15 protein-coding genes are annotated in these 20,228 nt (G+C 51.4%); all 15 read left to right on the top strand.

Going from position 1 to position 20,228, the window contains the following annotated elements; all coding sequences use genetic code 11:
- The first annotated feature begins 170 nt into the window (after positions 1-170).
- Complete coding sequence (locus tag EYB31_RS05680) at positions 171-971, top strand: IclR family transcriptional regulator (RefSeq protein WP_131012316.1); 801 nt, start codon at positions 171-173, stop codon at positions 969-971.
- Positions 972-1,062: 91 nt separating this feature from the next.
- Positions 1,063-2,844, top strand: a complete 1,782-nt coding sequence (locus EYB31_RS05675) for a sensor histidine kinase (protein ID WP_131012315.1) — start codon at positions 1,063-1,065, stop codon at positions 2,842-2,844.
- Positions 2,819-4,474, top strand: a complete 1,656-nt coding sequence (locus tag EYB31_RS05670) for a response regulator transcription factor (protein ID WP_131012314.1) — start codon at positions 2,819-2,821, stop codon at positions 4,472-4,474. The genes EYB31_RS05675 and EYB31_RS05670 overlap by 26 nt, the downstream gene beginning before the upstream one ends.
- A 146-nt stretch (positions 4,475-4,620) precedes the next feature.
- Positions 4,621-5,979 carry an ABC transporter substrate-binding protein gene (locus EYB31_RS05665; protein ID WP_165452234.1) on the top strand — a complete coding sequence of 453 codons (1,359 nt, stop codon included), beginning with the start codon at positions 4,621-4,623 and terminating at the stop codon, positions 5,977-5,979.
- Positions 5,980-6,347: 368 nt separating this feature from the next.
- Positions 6,348-7,226 carry a carbohydrate ABC transporter permease gene (locus EYB31_RS05660; protein WP_240762090.1) on the top strand — a complete coding sequence of 293 codons (879 nt, stop codon included), beginning with the start codon at positions 6,348-6,350 and terminating at the stop codon, positions 7,224-7,226.
- 120 nt (positions 7,227-7,346) lie between these two features.
- The gene (locus EYB31_RS05655; RefSeq protein ID WP_131012312.1) at positions 7,347-8,246 is read left to right on the top strand and encodes a carbohydrate ABC transporter permease; all 900 of its coding nucleotides are present in this window, start codon (positions 7,347-7,349) and stop codon (positions 8,244-8,246) included.
- A 25-nt stretch (positions 8,247-8,271) separates the two neighbouring features.
- Complete coding sequence (locus tag EYB31_RS05650) at positions 8,272-9,255, top strand: 2-dehydro-3-deoxygalactonokinase (RefSeq protein ID WP_165452233.1); 984 nt, start codon at positions 8,272-8,274, stop codon at positions 9,253-9,255.
- Positions 9,256-10,079: 824 nt separating this feature from the next.
- A complete protein-coding gene (locus EYB31_RS05645) occupies positions 10,080-10,982 on the top strand; it encodes an ABC transporter permease (RefSeq protein WP_240762086.1) in 903 nt (300 codons plus the stop codon).
- 86 nt (positions 10,983-11,068) lie between these two features.
- Complete coding sequence (locus EYB31_RS05640) at positions 11,069-11,941, top strand: carbohydrate ABC transporter permease (protein ID WP_131012309.1); 873 nt, start codon at positions 11,069-11,071, stop codon at positions 11,939-11,941.
- Between the two features lie 260 nt (positions 11,942-12,201).
- Positions 12,202-13,794 (top strand): extracellular solute-binding protein, encoded by a 1,593-nt coding sequence (locus EYB31_RS05635; RefSeq protein WP_131012308.1) that lies wholly within the window; start codon positions 12,202-12,204, stop codon positions 13,792-13,794.
- A gap of 84 nt (positions 13,795-13,878) precedes the next feature.
- A complete protein-coding gene (locus EYB31_RS05630; protein ID WP_240762084.1) occupies positions 13,879-15,651 on the top strand; it encodes a sensor histidine kinase in 1,773 nt (590 codons plus the stop codon).
- 40 nt (positions 15,652-15,691) lie between these two features.
- Positions 15,692-17,296 (top strand): response regulator, encoded by a 1,605-nt coding sequence (locus tag EYB31_RS05625; RefSeq protein ID WP_240762139.1) that lies wholly within the window; start codon positions 15,692-15,694, stop codon positions 17,294-17,296.
- 51 nt (positions 17,297-17,347) lie between these two features.
- Positions 17,348-18,151 (top strand): SDR family NAD(P)-dependent oxidoreductase, encoded by an 804-nt coding sequence (locus tag EYB31_RS05620; RefSeq protein WP_131012306.1) that lies wholly within the window; start codon positions 17,348-17,350, stop codon positions 18,149-18,151.
- Positions 18,152-18,186: 35 nt separating this feature from the next.
- Complete coding sequence (locus EYB31_RS05615; protein WP_131012305.1) at positions 18,187-19,368, top strand: mandelate racemase/muconate lactonizing enzyme family protein; 1,182 nt, start codon at positions 18,187-18,189, stop codon at positions 19,366-19,368.
- Positions 19,369-19,531: 163 nt separating this feature from the next.
- Positions 19,532-20,125 carry a hypothetical protein gene (locus EYB31_RS05610; protein WP_131012304.1) on the top strand — a complete coding sequence of 198 codons (594 nt, stop codon included), beginning with the start codon at positions 19,532-19,534 and terminating at the stop codon, positions 20,123-20,125.
- Positions 20,126-20,228 lie beyond the last annotated feature (103 nt).

Raw genomic sequence — 20,228 nt, 5'->3', positions numbered from 1 at the left:
GAGTGGGCGAAATCATTCTGGAGAAGCGTCAGCGTTCGCCTTTGTCCCTGAATTTCAAATGCCACAAGCGGGTACGATTCAAGAAATTCGGGGACAATGAGCGATCGTAAGAATGATTCGCACATGCAGCGTTCACTTTTTTAGCGGCCTCGATATGAAGGAGTGGTATTTTGAAACAGGAACAAACCGCTACAATGCTTACGCAAAGCGTGACTAGAGCGCTCGGGATCTTATCCTGCTTTTCCGACGAGCAGCCGGAACTCAGGGGCATAGATTTTGCCAAAAAGCTGAATTTAACGCAAAGCAACGTATCAAGGCTGCTCACCACGATGGTGACGCTTGGTTATGTGGAAAAAGACGAGCTGACCGGCTTTTACCGGCTCGGCCCGGAAATTATATCGCTGGGCGGCATCGCCCTTAATCATTATGAAATTCGCAAGCAAGCGCTGCCCGAGCTGCATGAGCTAGAACGAAAACTGGGGCTCGGCGCAAATCTGGCGATTTTGAACGGCGGGCAAATGTTTTACCTGGCGCATGTCGACAGCCATAAATCGCCGCGTATGTTTACGATGATCGGCCGCCGCAATCCGCTTCATTGCACGGGAATCGGTAAAGTGCTGCTTGCTTTCGCAGATCCTGGCAAGGCGGCGCAAATTCTCGAAGAAGAAGGTATGAAGGGCTACACCGAAAAAACGATTACCGTTCAAGACGAGCTGCTGCTTCAATTGGACCAGGTCCGCAAGCGGGGTTACGCCATCGAAAACGAGGAGCTGGCGCTAGGGAGAGCTTGCATTGCGGCACCGGTCAGAGGCCGGTCCGGGCAGGTGATCGGCGGCATCAGCATCTCCGGGCCGCTGTCGGAGATGGATTTGTCCCGCAGGGAAGCCGAGCTGTCGGCCATATTGATCGAGGCGACAGACCGCATCTCGATGAAGATGGGTTATATTACCGCAGGGTATTCCCGCTTCTAAAGCGAGGATTTGCAGAAAGCTGTGCTTTTTTGCGGCTCCCCCAACCACAGACAACCAGAATCGGCTTAAACCAACCGGGAGGAGGATCACGGTGAAAATTTTTTCTTCCCTTTCCATCAAGCTCATCAGCGCTTTTGTCATTTTCGTATTAATCCCCATTTATTTGGCGCTGCTGCTGCTTTATCAGCAGTACAGCAGCACGTTGGAATCCAAAGTCCAGGACTACTCCAATAAATCGTTCGAACAAATGTACCAGCTGGTGGGAAGCCGCCTGCTCGATCTGGTCCGCGTATCCAACGGCATCATCTTGAATCCGGCCACCAAGCAAATAGTGGAGCGGGGCAGCGGAGAGTCTGATTGGCAGTACCAGCTCGATATGGACACACTGGACCGGGCTTTCGACGAGGCGCAAAATACGGGAAGGGTGAGCAGCATCTATTTTACGCTGGTCGCCCGTGACGGCCGGGTGTTCGGCAACTGGCCATCGCTGCCGGGGAAAAGCCTAACGGCAAGCGAGTGGTACGGCAAAGCCGTGCAGCATTCGCCTTTTCCGGTATGGATGCCGCTGGAGAACAATTTTTTGCGAAACAGCAGCGCTAAGTCCCCTATGCTTTCCATGGCTCAGGCTATAGAAGGAAACTCCGGCGTTTTACGTACAAGCATCGAGCAGTCGCAAATCGATAAGTGGCTCTCCGAGATCAAAAACAGCTGGGCAACGCTTATTTATAACGAGCAGGGTGAGCTCATTTACGGCCATGACGAAGAGTTGCCGGATGAGTTGAAACTAGATTTGGCGAGCCATTTTACAAGCTGGAACTCGGTTGATATTCATCAGTTCAATCGCAGCGGATTTCGTGTCATTTCGCAAGGTTTGCCCTTGAAGGGCTGGACGGTCGTTCAACTGCTGGACGAAGCCGAGCTGTACAAGGACATTCGCTTCCTGATGAAAAGTTTTACGTTATTTTCGCTGATTTCGCTGCTTGTGTTTATCGGCGTCACCGCGCTTGTCACCAACCGCATTACCCGGCCTTTGAAGCAGCTGAGATGGGCGATGAAACGGGTCGGAGAAGGCGATTGGGACGCAGAGGTTGCAATAACGACAAAAGATGAAGTCAGCCATATTGCGCTTCATTTCAACCGGATGGTTCGGCAAATCGGCGATTTGTTCGGGCAGCTGCGGGAAGAGGAACGCAAAAAATCGGAAATATATTACGAATCGCTGCTGGCTCAAGTGAACCCGCATTTTCTGTTTAATACGCTCAGTTCGATCAAATGGACGGCATCGATCAGCAAAGCGCATCATGTGGCGGATTTAATTTCGTCACTCGGCAAAATTTTGGAAATGAGCACTTCACGGGTGGAAGATCGCATCTCGCTTCGCCAAGAGATCGATTACGTCCAGCATTACATGAAGCTGCAATACGCGCGGTTCGGGGAACGGGTCAGCTTGTCGATACACGTCCCTGATGAACTGCAGCAGGCGATGATTCCCAAGTTTGTGCTGCAGCCGCTTGTGGAGAACGCGATTTTGCATGGGTTCGAGCAGCACGAAATCCGCGGAGAAATCAGAATCGAAGCGGAAGCCGGCGAGGATAAGCTGATTTTGTTCGTCAAGGATAACGGCAAAGGGATCAGCGAAGAGAGGCTGAAGCAATTGTTCGCCGAGACGCCGGCTGGGAATCAGCCTGAACATCGGCAAATATCCGGCATCGGCTTGCGCAACGTGCAGGAGCGCATCCGGATGCTGTACGGCCCGCAATACGGGATGATGTTTGCCAGCGTTGAGGGCATCAGCACCGTTGTGCGCATCGTCTTGCCTCTGGTCATGGGAAAGGAGGAACGCCTTTATGTACAAAGTGCTTATCGCGGATGATGAGATGATCGTCCGGGTCGGATTAAAATCGTTTATCGAATGGGAACAGATTGGGTTTACCTTGTGCGGCGAAGCGGGCAACGGGGAAGAAGCGCTGGCGTTATGCGAGCAGCTTGCTCCCGATGTGGTGCTGACGGATATCCGGATGCCCAAGATGGACGGGATTGCTTTTATCGAACAAGCGTTAAAGCGCTGGCCGGATTTGAAAATCGTTGTGCTCAGCTGCGTCAACGAATTCGATGTGCTGCAGCAGGCATTCCGTTTGGGCGTCAACGATTATTTTCTGAAGTTGTCGTTTAATCCGGAGAACTTGATCGGCATTCTGGAAAAAGTGGGCAAGGAACTGGACCAGCTGCGCGCCGCGGGAAAAGGAGCAGCCGAGCCTGCCGTGCAGGCGGAAGAACCGCTGCAGCCTGAGCAAGCGGTGCTGAAGGAGCATTTTTACCGGATTGCCGTTCGCGATAAACATCAAACCTTGAAGCTCGGCGGCCGTCTCAAGCTGCGGATTGCTCCGGGGGAGCACATCGCGATGTCTATTCGTGGCGACCGACCGTACAGGCTGGATAAGAACGACCCGAAGCTGCGCGGCCACCTTTTAAAATATTCGGTGATTAATATCGTGGAAGAAGTGCTGGGCAGAGAAGTTGCAACGGATGTCGTGGAGCTTGATGAAGACGAATATTTAGCGGTATGCGCCGTAGGGGACGGCTGGAACAACGAATCAACCTTCCTGCTCGCCAAGGAGATTCAGCATTCGCTGCTGCGCTTTTTGAACTATTCGGTTTCCATCGGCATCGGCGAGCGGATGAATATGTTCCAGCATTTTTACGCAGGTTATTCGCAAAGCGCGTCGGCGCTCGAACAAAAATTTTACCACGGCCACGGTTCCATTCAGTTCTACCCGGACTCCAATCCGGCCGGGGATGATGCGGCGGCGGATAACAGGCTGGGGCCGCTGTCCGCCATGCTTGATGAGAAGGCAATGGCTGCCGACCTGGACAGCTTTGCTTTTGAAAAGGTACGTATCACCGTGCTGGAATGTATCGAGTCGATCAAAACGGCAGGCGCTTGGCCCGCAGAAGATGTCAAATCGTATTTCACCGAATGGGTCATTCCTTGGCTGAGGATGTACAAGAGTTACGACGGTTCAGCGAAAGAATCGCACGACCGTTCGGTCAGTCCGTTCGAGCAGATTCATTCGCTGGAAACGCTGGAGGATATGCGGAATTGGTATATCGACTATACGATCCGGATGGAGGAGCTGATTCGCCAGCTGTCCAAAGGCTTGCGTTCGCGCGAAGAAATTGAGAAAGCGAAGCGGTATGTCGAGCGGCATTATGCCGATGAGATCAGCATTGTCGACGTTGCCCAGCATATCGGGCTGAACAGCACGTATTTCAGCCACCTGTTCAAGAAGGAGACGGGCGAAGGCTTCAGCGAATTTTTGACGCATTACCGGTTGACGAAAGCGCAGCTGCTGTTAAGAGACTCCTCGAAAAATATTACGGAAATTTCCGAAGAGGTCGGTTATAACGATGTCGCTTATTTTCGCAAAATTTTCCGCGGACAGCTGCAGATGACGCCCAGCGAATACCGCGCTCAGTTTACCCGGCACGGGAGTGCGATCTAAAAATTTTCATCGTCCCATCCAAATAAATTGCACGTTTTGTAAAAAAATCTTCTATCCTGCCCGGCACCCCCGAAGCGGTATACTTTCAACCAAGGCGTATGAAGCCGGTTGGTAACATCACAGAAAAGGGAAGGGGCTAGTACATTTTGAAAACGCATTTAAAACAAATATCGTTTGGCGTATTGGCGGCAGCGCTCGCAGTGACTACGGCGGCATGCGGCAACGGGGATAAAGCCGCGTCGGGAGATCAGAAGCAAGGGGCCGAACCGAAAAAGAAAGTGACTCACTTGAACTTCTGGGGAGCCATTCCGCCGGAAACCGGACCGCAGGAACTGGTCGATGCTTGGAACAAGGCGCATCCCGATATCCAGGTCACCTACACCCGGTTTGTGAATGACGACAGCGGCAACACCAAGCTGGAAGCGGCGCTGCTGGCCGGAAACGTCGACGTATACATCAATTACGCTTGGGAAACGATGCAAAAACGGATTACAAGCAAGCTGCTGGAACCGCTGGACCCGTTCCTCGATAAGGAAAACTTCAATCTCGAGGAAAATTTCGGCAAGCACCCGTACGAAACCGGCGGCAAGCGCTATTTTATGCCTACCAACGGGGGCTCCAACGCTTTTATCATGTACAATAAAAATATGCTTGAAGCCGCAGGTATCAAAATTCCCGATAAATGGACCTGGGACGATTACATGAAAATCGCCAAGCAGCTGACCAAAGGTGAAGGCAACAACAAGATTTACGGCTCGATCGAAGCGACGGCCGGAAACCATTGGGCCAGCCCGGCGCAGACGCTGCTGAACGGCGACTATACGTACAAGGAAGGCAAACCGGAGTCCAACTTTGATGATCCGGCGTTCCTGAAATCGCTGCAAATCCGCTACCAAATGGAAAACATCGACCAGTCGCAGGTGCCGCTGATCGAGATGAAGGCATCCAAAATGGATATGTCCTCCGAGTTTACGAAGGGTCATGTGGCGATGATCAACAACTACAACTCGCTGCTGCGGGATATCCGCGATCCGGAGAAGTATCCTCATGATTTCGTGACCGCGTTTGCGCCGATGCCTACGCTGACGCCTGAGCAGAATGAAATTTGGAGCGGCGGTCTGCGCGAATGGATCTCCATGTCGCCGCAGGCGAGCAACAAGGAAGCGGCGTATCAGTTCCTGAAATATTACGCCACAGACGGTTACTATCCGATGATCAATTCAGTGCGCATTCCGGCCTGGAAAAAAGCGAACACCGACGATATCACCAAGTATTTCCTCGGAGACAAACGCGATAAGCTGTTTGATCTGGATTCGTTCAAGAAGTATGTGCTGAACAACCCGATGCACCGCAACTTGGACCGCGTACGGACTGAAGGGGCGGCCAAAATTTTGCAGATCATGACCGAAGAATCGGAAAAGGCGCTGCTGAAAGAACAATCCGTCGAAGACGCGATCAAAAACATGAAGAAAAAATCCGACGATGCCATCAAGTCAAGCAAGTAGAGCAAGGCGTCATTGGTGAAATGAAAAAGGACAGAGCCGCAGCAATCGAGTTGCGGTTCTGTTTTTTTATTTGTAGGCGCAAATGGAAAAACCACCGTTAAGGTTAGAGCCCCGGTGGTTTCCGCGTAGGTTTCGCTTATGTGCGCCGCGGCTTCCACCGCTTGTCACGAGAGAGTCATGTTCCAGCACGGCTCTCTTTGTTATTTTATACTTGCTTTCATCGTAACATACCTAATCCAAGTGTCAACGAATGCGTTGACAAAATAGCCGCCACTTCTAAATATTTTACCCCTTATTTCAAAACGATGTTCATTTTCAGCCGTTCTCGGGCGATGCTACCATAGAAATAAACCAAGGGAGGGCTGATTGTGAACAAACAAGAGAAACTGCTGGGCTATTTATTTATCGCTCCCAACCTGATCGGAATCACGGTGTTTATGCTGATCCCGTGTCTTTTTGCATTCGCCTTATGTTTTATGGAATGGAACCATATGGCCGGACTTGCGGAGATGAAATTCGTCGGGCTGGAGAAGTTCGCCCAACTGGCAGGCGACGAGACGTTCTGGAAATCACTGAAAAACAATGTCATGTACACGGTGATTGGGGTGCCGCTGGCCGTCGCACTGGCGCTTATCGTATCGGTAGTGCTGAACGATAAGGTGTTTATTCAAAAAACGCTGCGCGCGATGTTCTTTATACCTTATGTCACGAACGGAATCGCCGTCGCTTTTGTCTGGATGCTGCTGTACGAGCCGCGCAGAGGCCCGCTGAACGGATTCCTCAAGGCGTTTGGCGTCGATAACCCGCCGATGTGGCTGGCCAGTACGAAGTGGGCGCTGCCGGCTCTGATCATCATTTACATTTGGTCGCATATCGGTTTCAACACGATTATCTACCTCGCGCATCTACAGGGAATTCCGCGGGACTTGTACGAAGCGGCGGAAGTGGACGGGGCCAAGGGCTGGCAAAAATTCACCTATATCACGTTTCCGCTACTGTCTCCGGGTACTTTCTTTTTGTTGGTGACGGGGATCATCGGTTCGTTTAAGGTGTTTGGCATCGTAAATGCCTTGACCCAGGGCGGACCGGGGGATTCGACCACGGTGCTGGGTTATTACATTTACACCACCGCGTTCCGGTTCTACGACATGGGCTACGCGTCCGTTATGTCGTTGGTGCTGTTTGTGATGATTATGATTGTAACGGTCATCCAGTGGCAAGGCCAAAAACGGTGGGTGCATTATTAAAACAAAGTGCTTTGCTTCGCAAAGCTCAGAATCGCTTACGAAGTCAGCTTTGCTTCGCAAAGCTCAGTCTATGCTTACGATGCAAGCTTTTCCTACGGAAAAGCTCTTAGGAGGAACGCCATGCCTGCAAATACAATAGAAGTAAGCTCGAAACCGGCGGCGAAACGAAACGCGGCCCAAAAGGACAAATTGTCCGCTGCCAGGCTTTTGGGCAAGTGGATTTTGACCATTGTCATGCTCGTGATCGCCGTCGAGATGATTATCCCTTTTATATGGATGATCTCGACTTCGTTTAAAAAGGCGTCGGATGTGTTTAATTACCCGGTGCAGTGGATTCCCGCTACATTTGATTTCAAACATCATATCAACGTCTGGTCGGGAAGCGACTCGTTTATCACTTATTACTTGAACTCGCTGAAAGTAACCTTGATCCCGGTTATTTTGGCCGCTTTTTTAAGCAGCCTTGCCGCATACAGCTTTGCCAAGCTGGAGTACAAGGGCCGGGATGCGTTTTTTCTGCTGTACATTTCGATGATGATGGTACCCAATCAAATTTTGTTTGTGCCGAAGTTCATCATGTTCGATTGGATGGGGATTTATAATACCCATTGGGCGCTTATTTTGCCGCAGTGCTTCAGTGTGTTCGGGGTGTTTTTGATGCGGCAGTTTTTTGTGTCGTTCCCGAATGAGCTGATCCAAGCGGCGAAGGTAGACGGCGCGAATCACTTCTACATCTGGTGGAAAATTATGCTGCCGCTGGCTAAGCCGGTGATCGCTTCGTTTATGATTCTGGATTTCACTTGGAACTGGAACGATTACGAAAACCCGCTAATTTTTCTCAACAGCCAGAAGTTGTACACGATTCCGCTTGGACTCAACAAATTCGTGCTGGAAAGCAACATCGACTACAACGGGATGATGGCGGCCGCGTCGGCAAGCATCATTCCGATCATTATCGTGTTTTTGCTCGGTCAGCGTTATGTGGTTGAAGGGGTTACAAGCTCCGGGATTAAGGGATAAAAGACAAAGCGAGGAGAACAACAACATGCTGTTATTTGTCATAGACGCAGGAACAACAACAAGCCGGATTCGCCTGACGGACGGCGAGACGATTATCGCCTCGGCCAAACGCCAAGTAGGGGCAAGAGATGTTGCGATGACCGGAAGCAAGGACGTATTGGAGCGTGCGTTAAAAGAATGCGTCGACGAGCTGCTGAAGCAAACGGGGATCGCTGCCGATCGGATCGATGCGGCGGTGGCGTCCGGCATGATTTCCTCCAATATGGGCTTATATGAAATTCCGCATCTCGAAGCGCCGATGAACGCGGACCAGCTTGCCTCACAGCTTGTGCGCCAGGTTTTTCCGGGGATTACGGACCGGCCGTTTGTTTTTATCCCTGGTGTCAAAACCGGATTTCAGGCGGATACCCGGCTGCAGGACAAAGATATGATGCGCGGGGAAGAGGCGGAAATTTTCGGTTATTTGGACAGTCTGGGCGATAAGCGGAACGAGTCGGTTCTGTTTATGCATTATGGCTCCCACCACAAATGTATTTTGCTTGAAGAGGGCAGCATTACGGGCTGCAGGACGGCGATTACGGGCGAACTGATGATGGCGGTTTCGCAAAATACGATCCTCAAAAGCAGTCTGCTGCCGGTAGAAGAGATCATGCCTGACATGGCTCGCGTACGCGAAGGGCTGCAGATTGCAAAGCATACCGGCTTCGGCCGGGCGCTCTTTTCCACCCGTGTGCTGGACACAATGGAAAAAAGGAGCAAGCAGGAGGCATCCAGCTTCTTCCTTGGCACGCTGCTGGCACTTGATCTGCAGATGGTCGGCGAAATGATCGTTCCCGGCACCAAGCGGATTGTATTGTACGGCAAAGAACTGTTCCCGTCGATATTTGCGCCGGTCTTAAGGGAAACGTACCCGGCTCTCACGGTCGACGTCATCTCGGACGAGCAATCCGACCTGCTAAGCGCCAAAGGCGCGGTGGCTATCTACAAGCAGTACGCGGAGCAAGCCTAGTACCGCAGTTTCCAACGCGCGCGAATCCAGAGCACGCGTCACGGCGTCGCATGGCAGTGGTCGAACCCCGCGCGGCGAAACCTGAACACGAGGATTCATCCCAACCTTCAGTACAGACATATGGCATCATGTCTGTGCCGGAGGTTTTTTTAGTTCGGGGACGAGTTACACTGAACTGCAACATAAACGGACAAATAGCTTTGTCCAACTGACAAAGTTTATCCGTGGCAAGGACTCTTTTCTACGTATCGCTTCAAAACGTAGGCCTATTCCGAAATTTACGGAGGCAGTAGTCTTTTGTACGGAAAAATATCTCTTTCTTGGCCTAGTAGAACGATCCGGAATTTCAGTGAGGATGGCTAACGGACAGGACTTAACGTCAGTACTGTGCCTGTGCGATTCCATCTGGACCCTATGAGGAGGCCGCCGAATAGCAGCTCTGAAGACCATTCACATACGAATCGTCGCGGCCCAACGCTAATGGACATGAGCGAGCTTATTCGGCAAAAAAGTCGAGGTTTGCTATTTTAACGGACAGGGACGCGCCTATTCGCTCAAAAAATCAGGGAAACCACAAGTGATAGGCAACATAAGGACTCTGGTGTCCCTTCCATTTGGCAAACCTCTGATTTTGTTTACATAGCGTCTCCCATGTCTGTTAGAGGGGCAGGCTCTGATCGCATATTGGGCTACGCACAATGAATGGACAGTCGGAATCCATAAATTTTAAAACAACATCGAAAAATATCAGAAATACAACGCTTTCATCTCCGCTATGATAAAGTCACCAACAACAAACAAAAGGTGATTGAATGGGAATGACGATGAAAGCCATCGCAAAAACGGCAGCCCGGTACAAGATGATGTACGTATTGCTTATCCCCGGTCTGCTATACTTCAGCTTGTTCAAGTATGTTCCTATGGCGGGCATCGTGATCGCCTTTAAGGACTATAATCTGTCCGTCGGCATTTGGGACAGTCCGTGGGCGGGTTTGAAAAATTTTAAAGATTTTATTTACGGCGTTTATTTCTGGGACATTATGAGCAATACGGTGCTGATCTCGCTGTATAAGCTGGTCTATGGGTTCCCGGCGCCGATTGTGCTGGCGCTGCTGCTGAATGAAGTACGCGTCAACTGGTTTAAACGATTCGTGCAGACCATTACGTATATGCCGCATTTTTTATCCTGGGTGATCGTGTATGGGCTGCTGGTCGCTTTACTGGCGCCGGGGGAAGGGTTCATCAATCTGTTGTTTAAACAATACGGCATGGAGCCGGTCGCCTTTCTGACTGAGCCGGCTTACGCGCGATTTTTGCTGGTTGCCTCCGATGTGTGGAAGGAAATCGGCTGGGGAGCAATCCTATATTTGGCTGCTCTCGCCGGGATTGACCCTAGCTTGTACGAAGCCGCGCGGATGGACGGCGCTTCGAAATGGAGGCAGCTGTGGCATGTCACTTTACCCGGCATCCGCACTGTGATGATTATGCTGCTCATTATGAAGCTGAGCCACATATTGGACGCCGGATTCGACCAGATTTATATGATGGAAAATGCTTTTAACACGGACAAAGTGGACATTATCGACACCTGGGTGTACCGGGAAGGGCTGGAGCGGCTGAAGGTCGGTTTGGCGACCGCCGTCGGGCTGTTTAAAGCGGTGATTGGTTTTATCCTTGTGGTTATGGCCAATAAGCTCGCCAAAAAATTCGACGGACAAATATGGTAGAGATGCGAGCTTTTCCGAAGGAAAAGCCCGGTCCATACTTACGATGCAGGCTTTTCCTTCGGAAAAGCCCTTAGGAGGAACATTTAATGCTGACCATGACACCAGGTGAAAAAATAGGCGGTCTGTTCATTTATATCGTGTTGATCGTATTGTCCGTCTTCTGTTTGTTCCCGCTGCTTTATGTGACGATTATGTCCCTGACGCCGGAGGCGGAAATCGTCCGCAAAGGCATCGTCATCATCCCGGATACGATCACGCTGCGTGCTTACCGCGAAATGCTCGGCAGCAGCCATGGACTTGGCGCGGCTTACCAAGTCACGTTGTTCCGGACGATTGTCGGCACCGCGCTCAGCTTATTTTTCACGGCAATCACGGCGTACCCGCTGTCGCGCAAATATTTGCCGGGACGCAGCGCATTTCTGCTATATATCGTATTCACGATGTTGTTCTCTGGGGGACTTATCCCCACTTACCTGCTTGTACGTTATCTAGGCTTGCTGAATACGGTATGGTCACTGATCGTGCCGGGGATGCTCAGCGCCTTTAATCTCGTCATTATGAAAGGATTTTTTGAGCAGCTGCCGGTTGAGCTGGAAGAATCGGCAAGAGTCGACGGCTCCGGCGATATGACCATTCTGATGAAAATTATCGTGCCGCTTTCGCTGCCGGTGATGGCGACGATCGGGTTGTTTTACGCAGTATGGCATTGGAATTCGTATTTCGACGCCATCATGTACATTCACAAAGCCGATCAGCTGCCGCTGCAGGTCGTGCTCCGCAACATTTTGCTTAACGTGCAGGCGATCAGCAACGATCTGAATAACGAAGACCAGCCTGTCGGCACATTGGCGCTGCAGATGGCTGCCGTTGTACTGTCGACGCTGCCGATTCTCATTGTGTATCCGTTTATCCAGAAGCATTTCACCAAAGGAGTCCTGCTCGGTTCTATCAAAGGTTAGGCATAAGTGATCGCGGCAGTGTGCGGGACGAAGTCAATTTTTGAATATGTATTCGTAATGTGATGGAGGGAAGAGAATGGTACAGAAAGTTTACGTCCGCCTTGAAAACCGTATTTTTACCGCAAGGTAAATTCCTAAAAAATACGGTTTTCACGAGCGGTGGAGTACCATCTCTTCCCGTAATCGCCATGCTCATGAATACATGCTCGCAAGCTCCCGTCCCGCAGACTCCATCATTATAAAATCAAAGGAGAGGTCTCATGAAGAACAAAAAATCGCTTATATCGTTTATGGCTGCCGTACTTTCCTGCAGTGTCGCGCTTTCCGCTTGCGGCGGCGGGAAAACGGAGGGAACGGGCGGCGTAGCTTCAGGCGCGGCATCCGGCAGTTCGTCCGACAAGAAAGTGAAAATTACGATGTTTCAAGCCGGCTCTTACAGCCAGACCGCGCCGGTGCCAAAAGCCGAGGACGATCCGATCCGCGCGATGCTGGAGAAATCGGCCAATATCGATCTGCAGATGACGGTACCGCAGCCAGGGCAGGAGAACAATACGCTGAATACGTTAATTGCGTCCGGCGACATCCCCGACATGATTTTTTTCAAGGATAAAACGACGGCGGTGCAGTATTACGACCAAGGCGTATTGGCAGATCTGGACGACATCGTGAAAAAATACAACACATTTTACGGCCATTTTAAACCGAACGCCTGGGACGCTTTAAAATACAAGGGCAAGCTGATCGGTACGCCGGGTTATGAACTGGTACAGGGCATCAACGGCTGGTGGATCCGCAACGACTGGTTAAAGAAGCTGAACCTGAAGGTGCCGACAACGACGGATGAACTGTTGGAGGTCATGAAGGCGTTTACGACCAAAGATCCGGACGGCAACGGCAAAGACGATACGTACGGGTTTGTCACAGGGGTGCTGAAGGACGGTTCGTTTGTAAACCAAAACGCGGTGCTTGGCATCGAAACGGTCATGTGGATGTTTGGCGTCAATCCGAATACGGTGGACATTAAGGATAATAAACTAGTCATCGATAACGTCGATCCGCGGATGAAGGAAGCCGTTACCTTTCTGAACAAAATGGTGTCGGAAAAAGTCATCGACCCGGACTGGGTTTCCATCTCCGATTCGAATGCGGTTGCCCAGAAATTCTACAAAGGCAAGGTTGGCGTCATTATCCGAGACTGGCGCTCGTTAGAGCCGGCCACCACGGACAAAATGAAAGAAGTCGGCGGCGAGGTGCCGGACTGGATCGCTATCGCGCCTCCGAAGGGGCCGTCCGGCGAGCAAATATTGGGCCTCGAAAATTTGCAAAGCAACATGTGGTCGATTTCCAAGAAAGCGGCCGCCGATCCGGAAAAAATGAAACGTATCTTCGACATGCTGACATACTGGTATACCGATAAAGACGCCTATCCTTATTTCTCCTACGGTATCAAAGGAATCAACTGGGACATGAAAGACGGTAAACTCGTTCGTATGGTGCCGTCGAAGGAAGACAATGACAAATATTTGTGGACCGGACATTACAAAATGCCGCGCAAAGCCGACGATGCCGTCTACTACAATTTCCAAAACCCGAGAACCGAGGAGTTCCAAAAAATTTATCAGAAATACGTCAAATCAAATACCGCCAACGGGTTTGTCGTACCGGACACCAATGATTCGCTGTTTAAGGACCGCGAAAAATACGTTAACGAAATGCTGCTCAAATTCATTACAGGCAAAGAATCGCTGGCTAACTGGGACAATTACGTCAAAACGCTGGATTCCAAATTCAATCAGAAAGGTTACGTCGACAACGTCACGAAGCAGCTGAAGGATCAGGGGATTTTGAAATAATTTACATTGAAAGGCAGGGGCGGGAGAGCTGGCGCGGCAACAGCCGCCCTCCCCCTCTCATTCGCTTTGCGCTGTGATAAGATAATGCATAAGAAGCAAGAGGACGCGCAGCGAAAGCGGGGGAATGCGGTGAGGCGCTGGCTTGGCGGGCTTACGTGGAAACTGTTTATTATATGTTTTGCTTTTGTGCTCAGCTCCGTGACCATTATCAGCGAGCTGTCGTACCGGTTTGTCGAGCAGGAGATCCGCGATAATGACGGATATTATATCAACCAGCTTTTGTCCAAGGTGGATCAATATTTAACGCTTAATTTTTCCTCCTTACAAACGATTCTGTTTTCCGTCGAGTCGATGGTAAAGTCCGATTTGAGCGAATTGGACCGTGTGCGGAACCCGCTGCGGAGCATTTTTGAAATGAACTATGAAAATGTCACGAATATTTATATTATCCGCAGCGATTTGTCGATTATCGGGGCAAGCCCGATTACCCGTACGCTCGACGACCCGATCCCGGAAAGGCAAGATGTCGTTGATCTCGCGCTCAACAACAAACTGCAGTCCGTGGTCAGCAAGCCGTATAAATCTACTTTTTCCGGTTGGACGGTGACGATGGCCCGTTATGTCGCCGGCTCGAATCCGCCGATTGTTGTGGCGCTGGACATCGACCTTCACCGCATCGAAGATTCGCTGCTGCGCATTACACAATCGGAATCGATGAATTTGGCGTTGATCGATGACAAAGGCATGATTGTTGCCGGTTTTCAGGAAAGCAAAGGACTGCTTGAGGTGAATGCGGAACAGCGGACCTTTAAGGTTGGCAGCAAGACGGCAGCAGAGCTGCTGGGAACGGGAAGAGGCGCCATTCCGATCGAAACCGCGACGGGGCGTCCGGTAACGGTGATGATCAAACCGACGCCGAAGTTCAACTGGCTGATCGTATCGATCAGCGACGACTCCCGGATTCTGGCTTCCCTGAGCAAGATCGAAGCTTATTTCATCGGTCTCATCGGTATCGGGCTTGTGCTCAGTATTGTGGTGGCCGCCGTGGTCACTCGTTATATCCGCAAGCCGTTAATGTATTTGACGAAAAAGATGAATACAATTAAACAGGGGCGGCTGGACGTCCAAGTTTCCTTGAAGCGTAACGACGAGTTCGGCGATCTGTCGCATACTTTCGATCTGATGATTAGACAAATCGTTGAGCTGATTCGCAATTTGGATGAAGGCAAGGAGCTTCAGCGCAAGCTGGAAATTCAAATTCTGCAAGCTCAAATCAATCCGCATTTTCTTTATAATACATTAGGTTCGATCAGCAATGTGGTTCGGCTCGGGCAGCTGGACAAGGTTGACCCCGTCATCCGGTCGCTGATCGCCATTTTGGAATACGGGGTGTCGGACGCCTCGGAGAAGGTGACGCTGCACGAAGAAATCGACAATGTGAAAGATTATTTGCAAATTCAGAACATTCGCTACAACAAGGAGTTCAAGCTGTCACAGCACATTCACAACGAACTGCTCGAATATCCGGTGTTTCGGATGCTGCTGCAGCCAATCGTGGAAAACAGTATATTTCACGGATACCAAGGCGGCAGGATCGAAGGGAGATTATATATCAACGCGTTTCGGGAAAATGAGCGGTTTATCGTCGAAGTGAAAGACGACGGCGTCGGCATGACGGAGGCAGAATCCCAGCGGTTATTGCTGCGTGAAGACGATGAGCGAAAGGTGAGCCGAAAAAGAATCGGGCTTCACAATATTCACGATCGTATCCGGTTGAATTATGGCGAATCGTATGGGTTAACGATCCTCAGCGAGCCCGGCAAAGGCACTGTCGTCAGGGCGGAATTTCCCGGGTAATGTTGAAACGTGTAATGGAAAGGGAGGGTGCGGCTTGAGAGTGTATTCCTGCTTGATTGTGGATGACGAGGACTTGATCTTGCAGCGGCTGGAGCAGTTTTTTGCCGGCCCTGGGATGAATAGAGGCAGCTTTCGCTTGGCGGGCAAAGCTTATTCCGGCCATGAGGGAATCGCGATGGCGCTGGAGCTGAAGCCCGACATCGTCATTACGGACATCGTCATGCCGGGCATGAACGGACTGGAGATGATAGAGCAGCTTCGCAACCGGCTGCCGCATGCCAATTTCATCATCTTGTCCGCATACTCCGATTTCCATTACGCCAAAAGGGCGATCCAAAACAACGTCTCCGATTATTTAATCAAGGTGCCGCTGAATGAGGACGACTTGCGCGACTGCTTGGATAAGGCGGCCAAGCGGCTTTCCGAAACGGAGCAAAAAGAAAGCGAAGTGCGCGAGCTGAACATCTCGATGCTGGAAAATCAGCATCGTATCCGCAAGCAATTTTTCACGGATTTGCTGCAAGGGGCGCACGGACCGCAGCGGGCCGCCGAATTTGCCGCAAAGTTCAAGCTTAATCTGCAAGTGGAATCGTATTGCTGTTTTGTTGTAGAAATGAACGATTATCCTTCATTTCGCACGGAATATGGATTATCCGACCAGAATGTATTGAAGTATGGCTTGAGTAATATTTTGGAAGAAACGATTGCCGCAGCGGGCGCCGGTTTCGCCAGCGAATTGGAAGGGAACCGGTTTGTCGGGTTCGTGTCGTGGCCCTCCAGGCACAGCGCCTTGGAATGGGAACGGCAATGCCAGGAGCTGGGGCGGCAAGTCGTGTCTCATGTGAAGCAGTATTTAAAACGTAGCGTCTCCGTTGGCTTCAGCGGGCGCTCGCATGGCTGGAGCGAACTAGTGAATTCGTACCGTCAAGCGAAAGCATCCTGCGACGACTCGTTTTATTGGGGGGCCGGGCTTGTCATCACCCCGTCCCAGAGCATCCAATATCATGCGGAGGATGAACCGCATGTGAAAACGATGCTGGGGCGTATGCTGCAGCAAATCGAGCCGGGGATCACTGAACAGGAGTTGGTGGAGCTGATCTCCGCCTTCCAATCTCATGCGTCCGAGCTGAAGATGCAGCGCGAGGCGATGACCAAGCTGCTGCGGGAATGTTTGGAAACGGCTAAGGGCAAAATGCGCGCCTGGCAATCCGCTTCAACGTCCGAATTGAACGCCGCCTTGGAGTATTTGCCGTTCCGTGAGCAGCTTTCTTTGATTAAGGAGCATCTGCTGGCTTGCATGAAATCGAATACTTCTCAGCTGCGCGAGGAAATTGTAAAAGCGAAGCTGTATATCGAGCGGAACATGGCGAAAAAATTGTCGCTTCAGCAGGTGGCCGATGCGGTCAATTTAACCCCGGCTTATTTCAGCAGCTTGTTTAAGAAAGAAATGAACCAGGGGCTTGTGGAATATGTCAACCAACGCAAAATCGAGAGATCGCTGGAGCTGCTTCAGCAGAAAGATTATACGAATCAGGAATTGTGCGATGCGCTGGGAATTGCCAACGAAGCTTATTTCTGCACCTTGTTCAAGCAAATCACCGGTTGCTCGCCCAAGCAGTACCGCAGAAAGGTACTGCAGTGCTAGATTCAGTCCGACGAAGCGACTTGCAAAAAGCTCTGACAAGGAGGTAATGCCATGTTGTTGCAAGGGAAGACGGCGCTGATCACCGGGGCGGCGAAAGGAATCGGCCGGGCCATCGCGGAACGGTTTGCCGATGAAGGCGGCCGTGTCATTGTGACGGATGTGCTGAGCGATGAAGGGGCTGCCGTCGCTTCGCGTATTGTGCGTAACGGCGGTATGGCCGAATTTGCGGCGCTTGATGTGACGGATGAAGCAACCGTTGCGAACGTGTTCTCGGGAATCCCGCAGCTGGACATTTTAATCAACAACGCCGGGATTACGCCCTCGGGATCGTTGGCTCACATTTCTTTGGAGGACTGGAACCGGACGTTGGCGGTCAATTTGACCTCCGTTTTTTTATGCTGCAAATATGCGCTGCCGCTGCTTCAATGTTCCGGCGCTCCTTCTATCGTCAACATGTCTTCCATCAATTCCTTTGATCTTAATCCGGGTCTGCCGGCATACGCCGCCTCGAAAGGGGCGATTGTTTCGCTGACACAACAGCTTGCCGTGGAATATGGGGCGCAGCGGATTCGCGTCAATTGTATCTCGCCGGGGCTTACGCAGAAGGAGCAGCCGGGTGAAGGGATGGACCCGCAGAAGCGGGATATTTTGCTGGATTGTTATCCGCTCGGCCGAATCGGCGAATACAAGGATGTGGCAAACGCCGCGTTATTTCTGGCCTCCGAACTTTCCGCATTCGTCAACGGAGTGGACCTTGTCGTCGACGGCGGCATGTCGCTGCAATCGGTCAGCGCTCTTCTTCGGCCGGATTTGCGCAAGCGCTGGAAAAGCGGGACTTATAAACTCGAGAAGTAGATGTTAGCTGATGCCAAACAGAGGAGGCGTTTTTTATGAAGATCACCAAAATCGAAGTATACATCGTTAAAATTCCGCCGCAGCAAATAGCGGCTTCGCCAACTAAGCGCTATATTACGGGCGATTATTATATTAATGCAGGACGGCGCTCATGTATCTATTCGGATAAGATGGAGACCATTTTCGTCAAAGTCTCAACGGATGAAGGCATCGAAGGCTGGGGGGAGCTGCTTGCGCCGACCAATCCCGAGGTGGCGGCGACCGTCATCAAGAACCATCTGGCGCCGCTTGTGCTCGGAGAAAATCCGTTCCAGAACCAATATTTGTGGGATAAAATGCTGGACACATTACGTGAGCGGGGGTATACCGGAGGTTATTTGGTCGATGCGATGGCGGGCCTTGATGTAGCCTTTTGGGATATAAAAGGAAAAGCGCTTGGCCTGCCGGTATACATGCTGCTCGGCGGCAAATACCGCGACAAGCTGCGCTGCTATTGCTCCAGCGTCCCCGGACAATCGACGGATGAGCGGCTGGAAAGCGTCGACCGGATTATGGAGGAAGGTTATGACGCGATCAAGATTCATACCTTCGGCAAAGGAAAACATGCCGATCTTGAGCTGCTCACAGCCATCCGCAGCCGCTACGATTCGGGAAAACTCGACCTGATGCTGGACGGTCACGGCAAATATTTGCTGTCGGAGGCGTTTTCCCTGGGGCGCGCCATCGGGGAGCTGGACCTGATGTTCTTCGAATCCGCGCTTACGTTTGAAGACATTCAAGGGCACCGCAAGTTGGCCGATGCCATCGATACCGCTGTCGCCATCGGTGAACCGCTGCGCACGATCTACGCGTTTCGCGACTGGATCGACGCCGGAGCGCTGGAGGTAGCCCAGCCTGATCTGGGCCGCAACGGCATCACGGAGATGGTGCGCATCGCACATATGGCGGAAGCGCGGCACTTGGCTTTCGCACCGCACCTCAGCGTGCATCAGCTCGTAGGTACGGCGGCGTCGGTTCATGTATCGGCAGCGGTATCCAACTTTCTGATTTTCGAATACCAGCCTAATGCCATTCGGACCGCTTCCCGGTATTCCCATGCGGCTTTCCGAATGGAGAAAGGGTACATCGATGTGCCTAATGATCCGGGGCTTGGCGTTTACATAGACGAGCAGGCATTGCGTTCTTTTGTTACGGAATACGCCGAAATAAAAGCATAAGTTTTACGGCAGAGCGCCCGCGGCAGGTTCAAATATGAACCGGCTGCGGGTTGTTCCTTTTTTCGGGTAATCTATTGCGTCAATCCGCCTGCCGGCTTATCTCTTGTATAATGCATCCGTTATTGGAAAACACTACGGAAATACCGCATTTCAGGAGGAAGCTATGCACAAATGGATGCTGCTTGCCGTCGCCGCCATTTTGTTGGCAGGATGCCAGCGGCAGTCCGGACAGGACGACGGCATAACGACAAAATCGCTGCAGCGTGCAGAAACGATAAGGCAGCTTGAACTGACGCTGAAAACGCTGGAGCCGCCTTCCATGAGCAAGGAAGTGATGAGTTTATCCGACGGCGAGCTTGCCGAATGGATGACCGGCATCGACGATTGGACGTACCGTGTCCTTTCCTCGCCGGGTTCCGGAGAACTGGATGAGCTTGGGCTGGAGTCGATCAGGAGGCAGCTGCTGAAGGTGTATTCGCCGGAAATGGCCGGCAGGGCGATCGCGTATTATTATCATTACGACAGTTTGTCCGGCGGTACGCAGGCGGATGCCGCAGGTACGATGCTTGCTTTGCGCGGCGGTATCGAGGATTACGAGCTGAGCAGGTGGCAGCCTGCCCCCGACCAATACTGCATCGAGCTGACGGGAAGCACCGGTTTGGGTCAAACGGCCAATCGCATCGAGCATAGGTCGTCTTACCGGCTTGAAGAAGACAAGCTGGTCGTCACTGAATTCCGATTAATACCATCCAGCTGACTGTCAGATTCGCATTATTTACCATAAATTGGATTCGGCTAATTCGCAACCTTTTATTTGACCGCATCGTTTGGAATAGTAGATCGCGATCATATAAAGAGAA

This window comes from Paenibacillus thalictri (genome assembly GCF_004307995.1).
GTDB lineage: Bacteria > Bacillota > Bacilli > Paenibacillales > NBRC-103111 > Paenibacillus_AF > Paenibacillus_AF thalictri.
This window is presented reverse-complemented; position numbering and strand designations above follow the sequence as displayed.